Annotated in this window: 16 protein-coding genes; 3 read left to right on the forward strand and 13 right to left on the reverse strand. The window is 34.0% G+C overall.

Annotation, left to right across the window (positions count from 1 at the left end):
• Positions 1–6: 6 nt before the first annotated feature.
• On the reverse strand, positions 7–1,683 hold the full coding sequence (gene kdpA / locus HMPREF2597_RS05925) for a potassium-transporting ATPase subunit KdpA (protein WP_002479144.1): 1,677 nt from the start codon (positions 1,681–1,683) through the stop codon (positions 7–9).
• A 20-nt stretch (positions 1,684–1,703) separates the two neighbouring features.
• A complete protein-coding gene (locus HMPREF2597_RS13010) occupies positions 1,704–1,784 on the reverse strand; it encodes a potassium-transporting ATPase subunit F (protein ID WP_002491980.1) in 81 nt (26 codons plus the stop codon).
• A gap of 166 nt (positions 1,785–1,950) precedes the next feature.
• Here HMPREF2597_RS13010 and HMPREF2597_RS05935 point away from each other — a divergent pair, with 166 nt between their 5' ends.
• Together HMPREF2597_RS05935 and HMPREF2597_RS05940 are read left to right on the forward strand one after the other, a co-directional pair.
• Positions 1,951–4,605, forward strand: coding sequence for a sensor histidine kinase (locus HMPREF2597_RS05935; protein WP_002460932.1), 2,655 nt, complete (start codon positions 1,951–1,953; stop codon positions 4,603–4,605).
• A gap of 4 nt (positions 4,606–4,609) precedes the next feature.
• The gene (locus HMPREF2597_RS05940) at positions 4,610–5,308 is read left to right on the forward strand and encodes a response regulator transcription factor (protein ID WP_002491992.1); all 699 of its coding nucleotides are present in this window, start codon (positions 4,610–4,612) and stop codon (positions 5,306–5,308) included.
• Between the two features lie 167 nt (positions 5,309–5,475).
• Here the strand turns inward: HMPREF2597_RS05940 and HMPREF2597_RS05950 are convergent, their stop codons facing one another.
• The 7 genes from HMPREF2597_RS05950 to HMPREF2597_RS05980 all read right to left on the reverse strand — a co-directional run bounded on the left by HMPREF2597_RS05950 (position 5,476) and on the right by HMPREF2597_RS05980 (position 11,640).
• Positions 5,476–5,871: a PTS sugar transporter subunit IIA gene (locus tag HMPREF2597_RS05950; RefSeq protein WP_002479145.1), complete on the reverse strand. Its 396-nt coding sequence runs from the start codon at positions 5,869–5,871 to the stop codon at positions 5,476–5,478.
• Positions 5,872–5,888: 17 nt separating this feature from the next.
• Positions 5,889–6,779 carry a PTS system mannose/fructose/sorbose family transporter subunit IID gene (locus HMPREF2597_RS05955; RefSeq protein WP_012990660.1) on the reverse strand — a complete coding sequence of 297 codons (891 nt, stop codon included), beginning with the start codon at positions 6,777–6,779 and terminating at the stop codon, positions 5,889–5,891.
• A complete protein-coding gene (locus tag HMPREF2597_RS05960) occupies positions 6,766–7,665 on the reverse strand; it encodes a PTS mannose/fructose/sorbose/N-acetylgalactosamine transporter subunit IIC (protein ID WP_002460936.1) in 900 nt (299 codons plus the stop codon). The genes HMPREF2597_RS05955 and HMPREF2597_RS05960 overlap by 14 nt, the downstream gene beginning before the upstream one ends.
• A gap of 19 nt (positions 7,666–7,684) precedes the next feature.
• Positions 7,685–8,164, reverse strand: a complete 480-nt coding sequence (locus HMPREF2597_RS05965; protein WP_002460937.1) for a PTS sugar transporter subunit IIB — start codon at positions 8,162–8,164, stop codon at positions 7,685–7,687.
• Between the two features lie 199 nt (positions 8,165–8,363).
• Positions 8,364–9,296 carry a tagatose 1,6-diphosphate aldolase gene (locus HMPREF2597_RS05970; RefSeq protein WP_070817236.1) on the reverse strand — a complete coding sequence of 311 codons (933 nt, stop codon included), beginning with the start codon at positions 9,294–9,296 and terminating at the stop codon, positions 8,364–8,366.
• 483 nt (positions 9,297–9,779) lie between these two features.
• Positions 9,780–10,898 carry an SIS domain-containing protein gene (locus tag HMPREF2597_RS05975; protein WP_002479147.1) on the reverse strand — a complete coding sequence of 373 codons (1,119 nt, stop codon included), beginning with the start codon at positions 10,896–10,898 and terminating at the stop codon, positions 9,780–9,782.
• A 28-nt stretch (positions 10,899–10,926) separates the two neighbouring features.
• Positions 10,927–11,640, reverse strand: coding sequence for a GntR family transcriptional regulator (locus tag HMPREF2597_RS05980; protein WP_002460941.1), 714 nt, complete (start codon positions 11,638–11,640; stop codon positions 10,927–10,929).
• A 711-nt stretch (positions 11,641–12,351) separates the two neighbouring features.
• On the opposite strand from HMPREF2597_RS05980, the gene HMPREF2597_RS05985 reads away from it, so the two are divergent.
• Positions 12,352–13,314 (forward strand): L-lactate dehydrogenase, encoded by a 963-nt coding sequence (locus HMPREF2597_RS05985; protein ID WP_002460942.1) that lies wholly within the window; start codon positions 12,352–12,354, stop codon positions 13,312–13,314.
• A gap of 417 nt (positions 13,315–13,731) precedes the next feature.
• On the opposite strand, the gene HMPREF2597_RS05990 is transcribed toward HMPREF2597_RS05985, so the two are convergent.
• The 4 genes from HMPREF2597_RS05990 to HMPREF2597_RS06005 all read right to left on the reverse strand — a co-directional run.
• A complete protein-coding gene (locus HMPREF2597_RS05990; RefSeq protein ID WP_002460943.1) occupies positions 13,732–14,019 on the reverse strand; it encodes a hypothetical protein in 288 nt (95 codons plus the stop codon).
• A 2-nt stretch (positions 14,020–14,021) separates the two neighbouring features.
• Positions 14,022–14,348: a hypothetical protein gene (locus tag HMPREF2597_RS05995; RefSeq protein ID WP_002479148.1), complete on the reverse strand. Its 327-nt coding sequence runs from the start codon at positions 14,346–14,348 to the stop codon at positions 14,022–14,024.
• Positions 14,348–15,673, reverse strand: coding sequence for an alpha/beta hydrolase family protein (locus tag HMPREF2597_RS06000; RefSeq protein WP_002479149.1), 1,326 nt, complete (start codon positions 15,671–15,673; stop codon positions 14,348–14,350). The genes HMPREF2597_RS05995 and HMPREF2597_RS06000 overlap by 1 nt, the downstream gene beginning before the upstream one ends.
• On the reverse strand, positions 15,670–16,052 hold a 383-nt coding region (locus tag HMPREF2597_RS06005), incomplete at its 5' end, for a tandem-type lipoprotein (protein WP_141760424.1). The genes HMPREF2597_RS06000 and HMPREF2597_RS06005, both read right to left, overlap by 4 nt.

A 16,052-nucleotide genomic window follows, 5' to 3' on the forward strand; every position in this document is an offset into this window, starting at 1 on the left:
CTCCTATTAAGAATGTAGCAATAAGTGCTCTCCTATTGGTCCAAGCATTAAATCTGGTAAGAACGTTAAACCACTAAGTAAAATAATAAAGATGATTAATACACTACTGAAAAATAAATTATTGATTGGTACATCTTCTGTTAGATTTTGATATGTTTTTTTATTTACTAAACTTGATACAATGCTTAACTGTAAAATAATTGGAATATACCGTGCTAACAACATGACAATGCCTGTTGAAATATTCCAAAACGTTGTATTATCCTTCAATCCCTCAAATCCTGAACCGTTGTTAGCAGATGAAGATGAAAATTCATACAGCACTTGTGATACACCATGGAACTGTGGATTGGTGATGGCATCTGTTGCACCCGGTACTATAAATGCCAATGCAGAGAAAAATAAAATAAGCAATGGATGTATTAAAAATGAAAGCGCAATAAGCTTCATCTCTTTTCCTTCTATCTTCATACCTAAATAGCTTGGTGTCTTTCCAATCATTAAACTACACATAAATACTGTGAGCATGACATAAATCAACATATTCATAAGTCCCACACCTTCGCCACCAAAGACCGCATTCAACATCATTAATAATAATGGGACAAGACCGCCTAAAGGTGTTAAGCTATCATGCATGTTGTTTACACTGCCCGTTGTAAAAGCCGTCGTAATCGTTGTAAATAGCGCTGAAAGACCTACACCAAATCGTGTTTCTTTACCTTCCATATTGCCACCAGTAATTCCTAAATGCTGTAAGACGGGGTTCCCTGAGAATTCAAAGTGTAGACACATCACTAAACATGCGATAAATAGAACAAACATCGCAACAAAAATCATTACAGCATGAGGATGTACTTGCTTTTTATTTTTTAACATTCTGCCATATAAGAATACTAAAGCCCCTGGTATAAGCATCATACTTAAAGCTTCAACAAAATTAGTCCAGTAGTTAGGATTCTCAAATGGCGTCGAGGCATTTGCGCCTAAAAATCCGCCACCGTTTGTACCAAGATGTTTAATTGCTTCCATTGATGCGATTGGACCATAAGCAATCGTTTGTTTAACGCCTGACAAAGTTTCTATGACAAGGTTTCCTTTAAATGTTTGAGGTGTCCCTTGACTGATTAAAAATAAGCTGATAATAAATGAGAACGGTATTAGAACACGCACAATAAAACGTATGATGTCTTGATAAAAATTGCCAATGACATCTGTCATACCTGTCAATCTTCTCAACATTGCAATACATACGGCATAGCCAGAAGCAGCTGATGTGAACATTAAAAATGTTATGACCGTCATTTGCGTTAAATAACTTAGTCCCGTTTCTCCTGAATAATGTTGTAAATTCGTATTCGTTATAAATGAAGCCATTGTATTAAAGGCCAAAGATATGGATTGGTTTAAATTGTGATTCGGGTTTATCCAAAGCCATTGTTGCGTCAATAATAATATCAATGCCACTATCCCTGTTATTCCGTTGAACCAAAAAAAGTGTTTTAAATATGTTTTGCCTGACATATGCTCTAATTTAGTATTGATTAGTCGATAAATTACCTTTTCAATAGGATTGAATAGTATATCTATCTTAGATGGAACAATTAGAGCTACTAAATATAAGTAACGACTCACGATATATGTCAACGCAATAAAGATCATTAAAAATAAAATTATACTCATTGCGATTCCTTCCTTCGTTATTAGAATTTTTCACTCCAAAATAATGCGTAAAATAAATATAAAATTAATCCGATTACAACAAATGCTAATAGTGCAATCATTTTGTTCTCTCCTCACTTTCAAGAAAAGCTTAGCAAGAACTGTATAATCATAGTATTAATATTTCAAAAAAGATATTAAGAAAATATAAAGATGAGACATAAAATAAAAATATAAATGGATAATTATTTTAGTATTAATTAATATATACTTAAGAGGTGTTAGCATATGGAAAGTTCATATAAAAAAAGAGGAACTCTGACCATTTATTTAGGTTATAGCCCTGGCGTTGGGAAAACGTATGAAATGCTTTCAAATGGTATCGACCAATATAAAGAAGGGGTGGATGTTAAGATCGGTTATATTGAGCCACATCAACGTCCTGAGACAAATGCGCTTGCCAAACAACTTCCTGAAATTACAACTTCTAGCCATAAATTCGGTAGCCATATGTTTCAGTTTATCAATGTTGAAAGAATTATTGAGGCTCAACCCGATATCGTATTGATTGATGAACTCGCACACACTAATATTTCTAAAAATCGTCATTTGAAAAGATATATGGATATTGAAGAAATACTGTCTCACGGTATCGATGTGTGGACAACACTAAATATCCAACATATAGAAAGTTTAAGTGGACAAATTGAATTAATGACAGGTATTCAAGTGACAGAACGCGTACCCGATCAATTTATTATGTCGGCAGATGCATTTGAAGTTGTAGATATTTCGCCGAATATGCTGATACAACGTTTAAAAGCTGGAAAAGTATATAAAAAAGAACGTTTAGAAACAGCGTTTTCCAACTTTTTTTCTTATGAAAATTTGACTAGATTGCGTGAACTTGCGCTCAGAACTGTAGCAGACATTATGAGTCAAAAAGAACAACAATGTAATACAAAACATACAGATATCACGCCTCATATTGCCGTTGCTGTCAGTGGTAGTATTTATAACGAGCGCGTTATTCGAGAAGCAAGACGTTCTGCCTATAAAGAACATGCCAAATTTACAGCTATTTATATCGACACCTTTGAGACACCTTCAGAAAGCAAAATACAAGACCATTACGTGCATAAAAATCTTATGCTCGCCAAATCGTTAGGTGCAGAGATTAAAGTTCTTTATGCACAAGACGTTGCAAAAGCATTAACAGATTGGTGCGATAGCGCATTTGTTACTAAGTTAGTTCTTGGGCAATCAGAAAACCCAAAATGGAAACATTATTTTAAAAAATCACTTATTGAAGAAATTAACCATGCGCCGCATTATTTCAAATTAGAGATTGTGCCTATCTATTATATAAACTCAAATAAGCAAGAACGTACACAATCAATGAATAAACCATCTTATCAAATAGCATTATCTGTAGATATAATGAAAATGCTTATTATTCAAACATTTTGTGTTCTCCTTGGTATGTGGATTTACACAATTGATAAAAATGAATCAAGCGCAATTATTTTACTATTATTCTTTATTGGTATTATCTTATTATCCATATGGACGCAATCTTATCTCATTGGATTCTTTACATCGATATTAAACGTTTTTATTTTTAATTATTTCTTTACCGTGCCAAGATTCACTCTAGAAATGTATCGATTTGAATACCCTATTACATTTGTAATCAGTATTTTTGCAAGTATTTTTACGAGTGCCATTTTAAAAAATTTAAAGTATCAGCACTCATTAACAGAGCGCCAATTATATCGTACTGATATTATGTTACAGTTTAATCAATCTATTAAAGAATCTTATTCTATAATGAAACTGTTAAATATAGCTGGTGAACAAATCCATCAATTGTTACATCAAAATGTTACGGTGTTTTTAGTCGAATCAAAAAAAGTAGTCAAATCATCTTCATTTGGACATCCATCATTTAAAAACACAAAAAATATGGAAGATGTAGAAGATGCAGAAACATTGACTTGGGTCATCGAAAACGAACATCGTGCCGGAAGACTTACCGATACCTTCCCCGGAAGCAAATATCTATGTATACCTATAGGTAGTAATCCCGTAAAAGGAATCGTGTCCATTCAATTTGATGATAAAGATTATATCGATATGTATGACAATTCAATATTAGACTCTATGTTAAATGATTTAATGCTGGCAATAGAAAATGTATATTTACTTAAACAAACAAGACAATCGATGTTAACAGCTGAGCGCGAAGCAACACGCTCTAATTTCTTACATTCTATTTCACATGATATACGGACACCACTCACATCTATTATTGGAAACTTAGATGTGTTGAAATTTCACAGTAAGAGCTTAGATAACGCTGAAAAATTAAAACTATTAACTGCTTCATATAAGGAAGCACAATACCTGTATACACTTGTTACTAATATTTTATCTCTCACTAAGTTGGAAAGTTCTGATATAAAAGTAAAACGGACGGCTTATCTTATAGAAGAACTGTTAGAAGAATTCGAGCAAGGGTTGATTCGCAGACACCAAAATCAAAAGGTAACGATTGAAACCGAAGATACCATGGCATTCGTTCACATTGATAGCAAACTAATACTGCAAGTTTTATTTAATCTCGTTGATAACGCGTTGAAACACTCTGGGACCACTTCAGAAATTAAACTTTGCATTCATCTACAGCCATCTCGTGTACGCTTTGAAATGATTGATTTTGGGAAAGGGATTCCTGAAGAAGAACGACATTTAATTTATAAACCTTATTATTCAGGGGATTATTTTAAAGACAATAAAAAAGACAGCTTAGGACTGGGACTATATTTAGTGCAACTCATTTTAAAACAACATGATAGCCAATTAGAATACCAACCTAATCATCCACATGGCAGTATTTTTTATTTTTACTTAGATATAGATCAAATAGATATGAAAGGGTGAGATGATGAAATCTACACTTTTAGTTGTTGAAGATGATGCTGCTATTTTACATTTAATCGATGTTACTTTAACCATGAATTACTATAAAGTAATCACAGCAAGAAATGGAAAGGACGCAGCCTTTCGTATTCGAACAGAGCATCCAGATGTTATATTACTTGATTTAGGTTTACCTGATATTGATGGCTTTACTCTAATCAAGCAAATCAGAACAGATATCGATACACCAATTATTGTTATCAGTGCGCGTACAGAAGAACAAACAATTGTCAATGCGCTAGACTGCGGTGCGAATGACTATATGATTAAACCGTTCAATGTCGACGAATTACAAGCACGTATTAGAGTCGCACTGCGTGTCTCAAAAAAAACAACAACCGAAGAAAACAACTTCAAAAATGGTCCGCTTACGGTTGATTTCAATGCTAAAATGGTTTACATTAACGACCAACCAATTCATTTAACACCAAATGAATTTCAATTGTTAAAAATTCTAAGTCATCATGTTGGTAAAGTGTTAACATACCAAGTCCTTTTAAAATCAATCTTTGGTTACGTTAATAAGTGTGAAATGGCATCACTACGTGTACATATGGCTTCATTACGTAAGAAGTTAAATTACAGCGAAGACGATGCGCATATGGATAAGAAGTTAATCATTACCCATCCTAGAATTGGCTACCAAATGCAACATTTAGTTTAACTATAAATACATGTGGCGGTTGTTCATTTCGGTGAAACATAGATGTTTTGTCTATTGTAGTCATTAAATTTTCTTTTTGAAACATAAAACAACACGCTTCAAAGTAAACATATTTAATGTTCACTTTGAAGCGCGCATATTCTTTATTTATACCTGATTCGCTATCTCTATTCTTCATCGTCATCATGCGCTAACAAAGCATTGACATCGATGATACCATCCTTTGCTTTTTGAGCAATATCTGCTGGCTGACCAATCATTTGTGCATTAATATAAGCTATAATCATCGGCAAATTCATTCCTGTATACAGTTGATATTTAGCACCTTGCATGATGAGCTTTGAAACTGTATTAGCTGGTGTACCACCTTGTAAATCTGCAAATACCACTACATCGTCGTCATCTTCTATCAGTGCTTTAAAGTTTTTTTCAAATGTTTCTTGTCCTTGCTCCGGTGTTAAGGCTACAGTGTGAATATAATCTTGCGCTCCAAAAATCATCTCAACACTATTTTTAATACCTTCACAAAATGAACCATGACTTATTAAAATTAACTTTTTCATAATTGTATTTCACCTTTTTAAATATTTTTTATAACACCTAATGCGGATAAAATAATCGATACAATAATCACTAAGAAAATGGCACGGGTTGAATTCATTTTTTTACGTCCAAGTAACCAGTAAATTAAAAAGACAATGACTAGCGGTAACAGACGCGGCAAAATCATGTTTGCACTGTCTTGAATATTAACCGTTAAATCACCAATTTTAGGCTTCCATGCAAACTGAACACGTATCATCGTTGCAACAAGTGCACCTACCATAAAGACCCCTAATAATGTTGCGGCATTCGTCAGTGATTCTAAACGATGTTGCATTGTTGTAACCAGTGCTACGCCCTCTTTGTATGCAAATTTCAATTGTTTCCATCTAAACACAATAACTGCTAATATTGCGATAAACCATAACAATGCGCCAAATGGGTTACCATCTTGGGCCATGTTAGCAGCTATCGCACCAAAAATAGTTGGCACTAATGATGCAAATATAGCATCTCCAACTGCTGCAAATGGTCCCATTAAACCAACTTTGAACCCTTCAACGGATTCTTTTGCAGCAAACTGTTCCTTTTCTTCCATCGCAATATCAATACCGGTAATAATTGTGTTAAAAAAATTACTCGTATTGAAGAACTGTGCATGTGTTTTCATCATTTCTTTTAATTCTGGTGTATCATCACCATAAATTTTGCGTAGTTGAGGTAGAATTGTAAATAAATAACCTGATCCTTGCATACGTTCATAGTTCCAACCCCATTGGTAGAAGAACAAACTACGCATATTAATTTGTCGAAAGTCTTTATTTGTTAGTTTATAAGGCGTTTCAGGCGACTTGCCTGTTAATGGCTTTGCATCCTTATGTACATGAGTTTTTGAAGTATCCTGTTTTTTATGGTTAAAGTTCGTCATCATCAATCTCTCCTTCATCATCAGCATGATTCAAATCTTGTTTTCCTGATGCTGACGACATAGCTGTTAGCGTAGATGTTCGTTTGTACTCTAAGCTGGCAAGCGCAAAGCCAATGGCTGCAATGGCAAGCATTGGTAAAGATGAGAATGACATTGTAAACTTGTCGTCTAAATGCGCAACAGAAGTTCCTATACCTGATAAACCATCAAACACTGTAACCATAAGCGCTGTAATAATAAAACCTAGGATGAAATACGGATAGTGTTTTTTCAAAGGTAAATAGCGCAATAAAATTGCAAAACCAACTGCAGGTAAGACTGCCCCCGCAACTGTTAAACCATCACCTAACCACTTTAGGTCACCATTCAAGTAATTGACAATGTTTTTTACCACACCACCGCCAAAAAACAATCCTAAAAATACTGGAATCGCTCGAGACAATGCCCATGGAATTGCACCATATAAGTAGTTTCTTTGAATACCTTTATAGTCCATTTGCTCAATTTTAGCATCGATACGATGTGCAAAGAATGTATTCGTAAATCTTGCCAAAACATCTGTTTGAATCATTAGACTTGCTACTGGCACAGCCAATGTCGCTAATGCTTGTTGTGGGTTCATTCCTAAAGCTACCGAATAAGCTACCGCCAAAACAGTACCTGAATTGGCATCAATACGAGAGGCCCCACCAAATGTACCTACACCAAGAACTGTTAATTGCATACCACCACCGATAATTAAGCCCGTCTTAATATCTCCCATAATCAATCCAGAGACAATACCAGCAAATACGGGATGACCAAAAATATTAAATTGTAAATCGTCTAAAATTTGATAGCCTGCATACAATGTTAGTAGTAAAATTTGCCACCACATAATTTCCAAAACAAACACCTTCCTTCATTTATGCTTTAATTAATGACATGAAGTCTACAGCTTTATCATTTGGAACCATTTGAGAAGTGATTGTAACGCCTGCTGATTGTAGTTTTTCAAAGTTTTCGACGTCTTCATCCATCACATTAATTGAATTAGTAATTGAACGTGTTTCATTTGTTTGTGACATATTTCCAACGTTTAAATTATCAATTTGTACGCCTTGATTCACTAGTTCAACAAAACGATCCGGACGTTTCGCAATAATCATGACGCGTTGAGAATCGTATTTACCATTTTTTATATTTGTTGCAGCCTTTTCAATAGGTAGTACACTTAGTTTAATACCAGCTGGCGTTGCAAGCTTTAATGCTTGTTTATCAATATCACTTTGTGCTATTTCGTCATCAATAATCATAAAGCGTCCAACGTTTAATTTTGTTGCCCATAAATTTGCAACCTGTCCATGAATAAGTCTGCCATCAATTCTGTTAGCAATGATTGCCATTTCACATATCTCCTTTCTTAATTAAAAACATTTTAATATTACTTTCACAGCATTTTTTTAATAACCAAAACAACGATTGTTCAGTAAGTGCATAACGAATATCATGTATGTCGTTTTTTTAGATTCGTGTGTATTACTAGGTCAAACGATGGCTTGGTATCGGCTAAAAGCTTGGTATATGATTTCTTAATACATTGTGTTAAATCGGTGTTGCTGTTTGTTGATTAACCTGATTCAATGCCTTAAGATTTTTAATTCCTTCTGTCTGAAGCCATTCACGTGCTGCTGCTTCTCCATCTTTAGCAAGCACTTCTGTCGCACCTTGCCACGTCGCACGACCACATAAAACACCATTAAATGTTGAACCATTTTCTGCGGCAAATTGTAATGATTTATTAAATAATTGCGAATCCATACCGGCACTCAAGTAAATATAGGGTATATGCGTTGAATTCGCTTGTGCTTTAAAGGCTTCTGCTGCTTCTTGTTGAGTCATGCATCCTTCATGACCATAGCCTTGAACAAAGTTCATATTTACCGGCAACTCAACTTTTAAAGTATCAACGCCAAATCGTGCTTCGCTAAATAACTTCATTGCACTATTGACTTTATGCGGTTTGACTAACGCGAAAGCGTCACCTTTTTCATCACCAATCTGATCATCATAAGTCAAGATTTCTAATAAAAATGGCACATGCTCAGCTTTGCATTCTGCCCCTACACGCTCAATCACTGCTTGCTTTTTTTGATTAATTTCATCTGGTTCATCAACGTCGTAGTAAAGCAAGAATTTAATTGCATCTGCACCCGCTTCAACTAGACGTTTCACACTTTGACCCTCAATCAGTCGAGGCAAACGACCTGGTTGATCTTTAATGTATCCGGTTTGTTCATAAGCTAAAATCAAACCTGCTACATTGGCTTTTGCTGCTTCCAAGCCAAACTCAGGATCTACTAAAAAGCTGGAACTCTCTGGAGTCAGTACTTCTGCAACTAATTTTTTAAAGGATGCTAAGTTTTGCGCTGTACCTTGCTTACCTAATAATTTTTTCAAGGCACCGCGTTGATCGACAGCCACTGCCGAATATATGCCGTTCTTATCTACGAGTCGACTTAAATTTTTTACAATCATCTATACGCCCTCCTTATTTTTTAGAGTTACTATGATTTCACTTGTTTCATACCAATATATTGTGTAGGTAGGTATGTATAAGAAATTAGACCTCCCGCAGTCTAAATACTCTTAAATGTAATCTTTGGTTTCACGATGCATGATATATGTGTCATAGATAACGTATTCATTTAACTACAACGCGTTAAATTGATATTTCAATCCCACCGTCAACTATTTAAATATCATTAAAAGCTGCATCTTTTTGTCGTGTGTTTTAATTTTTTGCATCAATCGTTGCTTTAAATCTGCACACATAATAATTTCAAAACCCTTGATAATCTCGCCTTAGTTAAAGCGCTTTCAAAAAATGACACGTTTTATTTTTATATACTTTGGATGTAGCTACATTGCCTCTCTTACTAAGCTGTTAGATTGCGATTCGCTCATTTATTGAACTTTGTGCAACACATAGTCCCCTTGAATACACGTCAAATTTCGACGTTAATGAGATGCTTGAACTGGATAAATTGTGACACCTTTAACCACGCGATTAATAAAACCATCAGGGCTTGGATTGTCAGGGTTCAGACCAAAAGCAACTGATTTTTTAGCAGCAAGTAATTGACCAAACATCAAATATTCTAAGGCCAATTCTAAATCTGTAAGTTCCGTTGAATTCGGCAACGTTATCGCATGGGTTTCATCTGTTAATTGACTTTCTAGTGTCAGAATATGATATTTCCCTTTAACTTGATTGACTTCTGCAATAATATCCTGTTCATACTGACGTTTATATGGTTGATTACTACGAAGCATAATAAAGATGGCATTATCGCTTAGCCCTGCTTTAGGACCATGTCGAAAGCCTAGCGTTGTTTCTCGTGCAATTTCAACACGTCCTGCCGTTAACTCATTCATTTTGAGACTTATTTCTTTTGTCAATTCACCAATAAGACCTGTTCCAACGTAAAAGACCTTAGAAAAATCAAGCATACTCACTTGATCAACCTGTGCTTCGATCCATTCAAAATTTTCTTTAGCTTTATCAAAAAATGAAGCATTGTATTTACCACCGAATAGAATGTAAATTGCAAATAACATAGAAGAAAAACTGGATGTCATTGCTAAAGATTGATCATTCGTTTCGTCTGGTAAAACAATTTTGAAAATACGTTCACTTTCTTCTACAGTACCTAAAAAGCCATCTTTGTTGTTGGTAATGAATAAATGATATGCATTATCTGTAAGTTGATTTGCAATTTCTACCGTCGCTTTTGTTTCCGGACTATTGCCAGAGCGTGCAAATGATACAATTAAATACGCTGTTGCATCATCTATGTATACTTCTGGACTCGTGACAAAATGCGTAGTAGGTACTGATTCAAAGTCAAATTGAGTGAATTTTTCTGTGGCACATGCCATTCTAGCTATATCTCCAACATAGGCACTAGAACCTGCACCAGTAAATATCACTTTCAACTTTTTATCCTTATTGTTGCTTATCATGTGATGCATGAACGTTTCAAAGGCATCCTGTTTTTGCGCCACAATATCAGCTGTGCGGCGCCACATATCAGGCTGCTGTTTAATCTCTTGATAAGTATATGTTTCATTTAACACTATGAAAACCTCCCGTATCTAAACAAAATCACATCAGTTTTACCTTATATTTATACTTATGACCACTTGCGATACTTTGGGTATACTCTATGAGCACATCTCCGTAGTAACTAAAGCGCTCAATATACATACAACTATCATCTACTTCTCCGTTTAACAAAGCTGCATATTTTTTATTCAACTTACTTGCAACTAGATTTTCGTAAGCGTTGGTAATTTGAATGTTATAATGTTGATTCAAAGTCTCATATAATGATACATTGTTGAAATCAAACCGCTCCAACCCCTCACAAAATCTTAATGGTAAGTAACTCACCTCATAGATTAAAGGTTTGCCATTAGACAATCGTAACCTTGTTAATTCATATACATATTGATATGGTTCAAGGTTCATTTTTTCTTGTAAAAAGGGTGTAGATACTTTAAGTTCAATGTTTAACATTTTCGTACTGGCATCATCACCGTTCTTTTCTATTTCATCCTTAAAGCTATACAATTTGTTTAATAATTGTGTATATTGACTTCCAAGTACAAATGAGCCTTTACCGTGTTCTCTTTTAATTAGATGATCTTTCTCTAATCGGTCTAAAGCCTCTCTGACGGTAATACGACTAACGTTATATTCTTCACAAAGTTTGCGCTCGGAAGGAAGTTTATCTCCCTCCTGATAAAGTCCGGACTTTATACCTTTATGAAGTGTTTCATAAATTTGAAAATATAACGGCGTGTTCGCTTTCTTCAATTTTATTCCTCCTACTGGTTATAACCACTTGAATTATAACCTTTGCTTAAAAATTTGTAAAGGTTTTCATATAAATTGATATTATTTTAATTCTATAGCAGTTAAATTCACACTTAATATAATAGTATTCATATTATTTTAAACGGAATTACCAATATTCAGTTATACTTAAATTTTTTTACATATCGATTTATCTGGATATAACCACTTTTTAAATGTCCAGTAACGAATAACTTTTGATGCTTCAGCACAAATGTTATCCTTGAAATGCATTGTTCTTTTTTTTACTTACTATGGCCATTTTATGTAAATTTATAATTGATACGCTTTACTCAAAATTGCAATTAGGAACATACAATACTTTTTTTAGATCATAGTTAAAAGTGTTTGAGACATCATTATATTTTAGGCTATGAACTAATATTGATAGTCAGCCTTGCCGTAGTTCTGAACCGCGCTCTATAAATATCATAAGTATGTTCTGAAGTGCTATACTAAAAATTGTCACAAATTTTTAGAGGTATAGATATAACCCCTTGTTGCAGTATTTTGAAAGGGTCAAGTGTAATTTAACGCTACTTTCTAGCAATGCTATCACTTGTAAATTTTTAGCAAAACATTATACTGAAATAAAATTATTATTATTTATTTTGAATAGATATTTTTAATATTGTACATTCAAATTAAATCAAATAGTTAGGAGAATTAGTTATGAAAGCATTTGGTAAAAAAGTTGTATTAATCGGGGATGGATCAGTAGGTTCAAGCTACGCATTTGCAATGGTAACGCAAAGTGTAGCTGATGAATTTGTGATTATTGATATTGCAACGGATAAAGTCAATGCTGATGTTCAAGATTTAAACCATGGGACAGCCCATTGTCCTTCTCCAGTTAACATAAGTGCGGGTACATATTCAGACTGTAAAGATGCTGATTTAGTGGTCATTACAGCTGGCGCACCGCAAAAACCTGGTGAAACACGTTTACAATTAGTAGAGAAAAACGCTAAAATCATGAAAGATATTGTGAAAAGCGTGATGGATAGTGGCTTTGACGGCTACTTCTTAATTGCAGCAAATCCAGTTGATATCCTAACACGCTTCATTAAAGAATATACAGGCCTACCAGCAGAACGCGTTATTGGTTCAGGCACTGTACTAGATAGTGCACGTTTACAATATTTAATCAGTCGAGAATTCGACGTGGCACCTGCAAGTGTAAATGCTAGTATTATCGGTGAACATGGTGATTCTGAATTAGCCGTATGGTCACAAGCTAACATCGCTGGTATGCCAGTATTCGAAGCACTAAAAGAAAAAACCGGTAGTGAAGCCAAAGCTGAAGAAATTTATGTCAATACTCGTGATGCTGCCTATGAAATTATACAAGCGAAAGGTTCAACATATTATGGTATTGCTTTAGCATTAATGCGTATTTCAAAAGCAATTTTAAACAACGAAAATAACGTATTAAATGTATCAACACAACTTACAGGCCAATACGGTGGATATCGTGACGTGTATGTAGGTGTGCCAACATTGGTCAATCAAGATGGAGCAGTTAAAATATATGAACTGCCATTAGATGAAAAAGAAAAAGCGCTATTTGATCAATCTGTCAAAACATTAGAAGATATATATAACTCAATTAAATATCTATTAGAAGATAAATAACACTACTGAAAACAATCCACATAATCAATGATTTGAGCCCAACACTGTCGATGATCGATAATGTTGGGCTTATTTATAATACTTTATATTTCATATATACAGCTATTTCAAGTACATTCCAGCTTGCATCATTGTCTTTTTTACCCTTAAACTGATTGTCTGAAAATAATCTAAATTGTTATCAGTGATTACCGTTTGGCCATACTTTGAAGTTAAAAATATGATTGCACTTTTTCATATATAGCGTTTTATAGCCTTCATTTTTAAATTCATAGCACGTTTACACGAATATCAAGTTGAAACATAATGATATCATTGGATAAAGCAAAACTGCAGAAAAACAACATGTTCATTTGTTATTTCCCTACAGTTGATAACTAACATATATCCTAACTACATCCTTATTAGACAACATCATCATACTTCGATATCCTGAATATGCTTTAAATCATCGCTTATATCATTTAATTCAGACATTGCACTTTTCACCCAATCTCCTTGAGCCGCATTTTTAAATTCACCTTCAAATTTTTTAAAATGACTCACCATTTGGTCAAGTAATATTTTTTCATCACTTTTTAGCTTATTCTGATGGTCATGATGCATTCGATCATGTTCTGGTGCAATAACCGTTCTAATTTGTTCTTTTTCCATCATTCCTCCCATTACTGCTAAATCTGGTATGGCATTCGAACCTCGTATCATGCTTATTCATCTCCTTCAATTCTGGCAGATTGTTTTAAGTAGTCTCTTCTTAATGTATCTTTATCATCTTCTAATTTCATTTCTTGATGTCTGATACGCTGATTCATTTCTCCATCAAATGCTTCTATAATACGCGTCATCTTGATAGTAGCTGCTTCACTATAATTCAGTTTATGTTTGAGATATAAGAAGTGATCATACATTTGTTCACATTTTCGGCGCGTTTGATGTTTTAGTTCATAAAGTTGATTTAATTCATCATTTAATTTTTTTCTTTCTACATCAAAGGCATTTTCAAGATCACTTAATTTTTTATATTCTGTAAACATCACATAATACCACCTATTTGACTTGCTAACGCTTTATCCTTTTCAACAATTGCATGAATGCTCTGTTTAATTTTAGCTATATAATCATCACAATTTTTAGAAACATCATTTAATTTTTTTAACTTATTATCTATTTTTCTTTGGGGATCCGTTTCAAGTTTACTTTCATACGCGCCACCTGCCCGTAATTCATCTATGACCTCTGCAAAGGTTAGTTTTTCAGCAATTTCATTCCCAGCTTCTTGAGCTTTTTTCCAATTTTCTCCAAACTTATGTGCCATCGATTGATACATTTTTTTCAAATGTTGACTTTCTTCATCAACCAATTGGCTTAATCCTTGGGCGATAGTTAATGCCGTTAAAGATTCTAATAATTGTTGTTGAGATGAAGACAGCGCCCCACCATTCGTTTGAATCCAATTCGCTCTCAGCGTCTCTACTTTATCTAGTCTACGTCTCGTTTGCTTACGAACTGATTTAAATGATTTATTATTTGCGTCTTGGTATCCTTTGACTCTTTTTAATTCGGCTAATATTTTAGCTTGTGTCCCTTTGATTAAAAAACCATCCATTGAATGGCCTTCTCCATTTTTTATCACTATTTTTTCTCCGGCAGTTTCATACATAAGATCGCGAACACCTGCATCTAATATATCTTGATTAGACACGAATCTCACAATATGACCATCATACTTTTCAATCATTTTTTTAAGTTCTTCCCCATCGTCATAAAGTATACTCACATCTTTGACCGCCAATGGTGCTGGATTATACACAACGATATGTTTAATGTCATTACTCGTACCTAAAATTATCGCATCTCTACCACCTAAAGAATGTCCTGTAATTGTATCAATATCATAGTCTTTTTTGATTCCTTTAATAAAGTCTTGGGTATTTTTATAATGTGGATCTTTATCCGTGACGGAATGGAGTCCAATATTGATATCTGCCCGAATATCATTTAGCGTTTCATACACATCTCTATAGTCTTGAGGAGAAGCAACGCCAAACGCTTGTTTTAACATTGCACCTTTGTGTAAATTGGTGCCTGTCATACCTAAAGTAACTTTTCCTGTCTCTTTATTTAAAAAAGCACTTGTGGTCGTACCTGTTTTTGGGTCGGTATAACTATCAACGTATTCTAAGTTCCCAGGAAACTTATCGTATTCTTTAAGACCTTCTATTTGTTCATTGATTTTGTCTCTTTTTAAACCACTGTTATTTGCGTTTTCTATTTCATAACTAATTTTGGATACAGTACTTGTTTCCTCAGAGTTACCTTTTATATTACCAGGTTTTATTTTATATTCAGTTTGATTCATGTTTTATCAACCTCGCTAGGAGTAAATTGTACTGTATCTGTAAAATAGATATTTTCTTCTTGATTTTCGACAAAGGTAAATTCTAGATCTTTAGATCCTATGGATGATCCTTTTAAATCGCCATCGCCTTTCAATTTTAATTCAGGTGCTTGTTTCGTTGGGATATTATATCGTTTTCTTAACTGTTGTACATTATAATCATCATTACTTAACTGATATTTAGCAGAATAACTTGGCACATTTGGATTGTATGAAATATCTCCATTTTTATAATCTTTAAAATCTTTAAAGCTACCATATTGTACAAAAAACTTAAAGTTTTCGATCTCTTTTTTTAATTTGTCGTCATGTATTGGCTTCGTTGGGATAATTCGATTAT

The sequence above is a fragment of the Staphylococcus sp. HMSC063A07 genome, from assembly GCF_001836955.1.
Classification (GTDB): Bacteria; Bacillota; Bacilli; order Staphylococcales; family Staphylococcaceae; genus Staphylococcus; species Staphylococcus lugdunensis.

Bases quoted from the DNA above. Each gene is read 5' to 3' on its own strand.
- kdpA (WP_002479144.1), bottom strand. From the start codon at position 1,683: ATGAGTATAATTTTATTTTTAATGATCTTTATTGCGTTGACATATATC.
- HMPREF2597_RS13010 (WP_002491980.1), bottom strand. From the start codon at position 1,784: ATGATTGCACTATTAGCATTTGTTGTAATCGGATTAATTTTATATTTA.
- HMPREF2597_RS05935 (WP_002460932.1), top strand. From the start codon at position 1,951: ATGGAAAGTTCATATAAAAAAAGAGGAACTCTGACCATTTATTTAGGT.
- HMPREF2597_RS05940 (WP_002491992.1), top strand. From the start codon at position 4,610: ATGAAATCTACACTTTTAGTTGTTGAAGATGATGCTGCTATTTTACAT.
- HMPREF2597_RS05950 (WP_002479145.1), bottom strand. From the start codon at position 5,871: ATGAAAAAGTTAATTTTAATAAGTCATGGTTCATTTTGTGAAGGTATT.
- HMPREF2597_RS05955 (WP_012990660.1), bottom strand. From the start codon at position 6,779: ATGACGAACTTTAACCATAAAAAACAGGATACTTCAAAAACTCATGTA.
- HMPREF2597_RS05965 (WP_002460937.1), bottom strand. From the start codon at position 8,164: ATGGCAATCATTGCTAACAGAATTGATGGCAGACTTATTCATGGACAG.
- HMPREF2597_RS05970 (WP_070817236.1), bottom strand. From the start codon at position 9,296: ATGATTGTAAAAAATTTAAGTCGACTCGTAGATAAGAACGGCATATAT.
- HMPREF2597_RS05985 (WP_002460942.1), top strand. From the start codon at position 12,352: ATGAAAGCATTTGGTAAAAAAGTTGTATTAATCGGGGATGGATCAGTA.
- HMPREF2597_RS05990 (WP_002460943.1), bottom strand. From the start codon at position 14,019: ATGATACGAGGTTCGAATGCCATACCAGATTTAGCAGTAATGGGAGGA.
- HMPREF2597_RS05995 (WP_002479148.1), bottom strand. From the start codon at position 14,348: ATGTTTACAGAATATAAAAAATTAAGTGATCTTGAAAATGCCTTTGAT.
- HMPREF2597_RS06000 (WP_002479149.1), bottom strand. From the start codon at position 15,673: ATGAATCAAACTGAATATAAAATAAAACCTGGTAATATAAAAGGTAAC.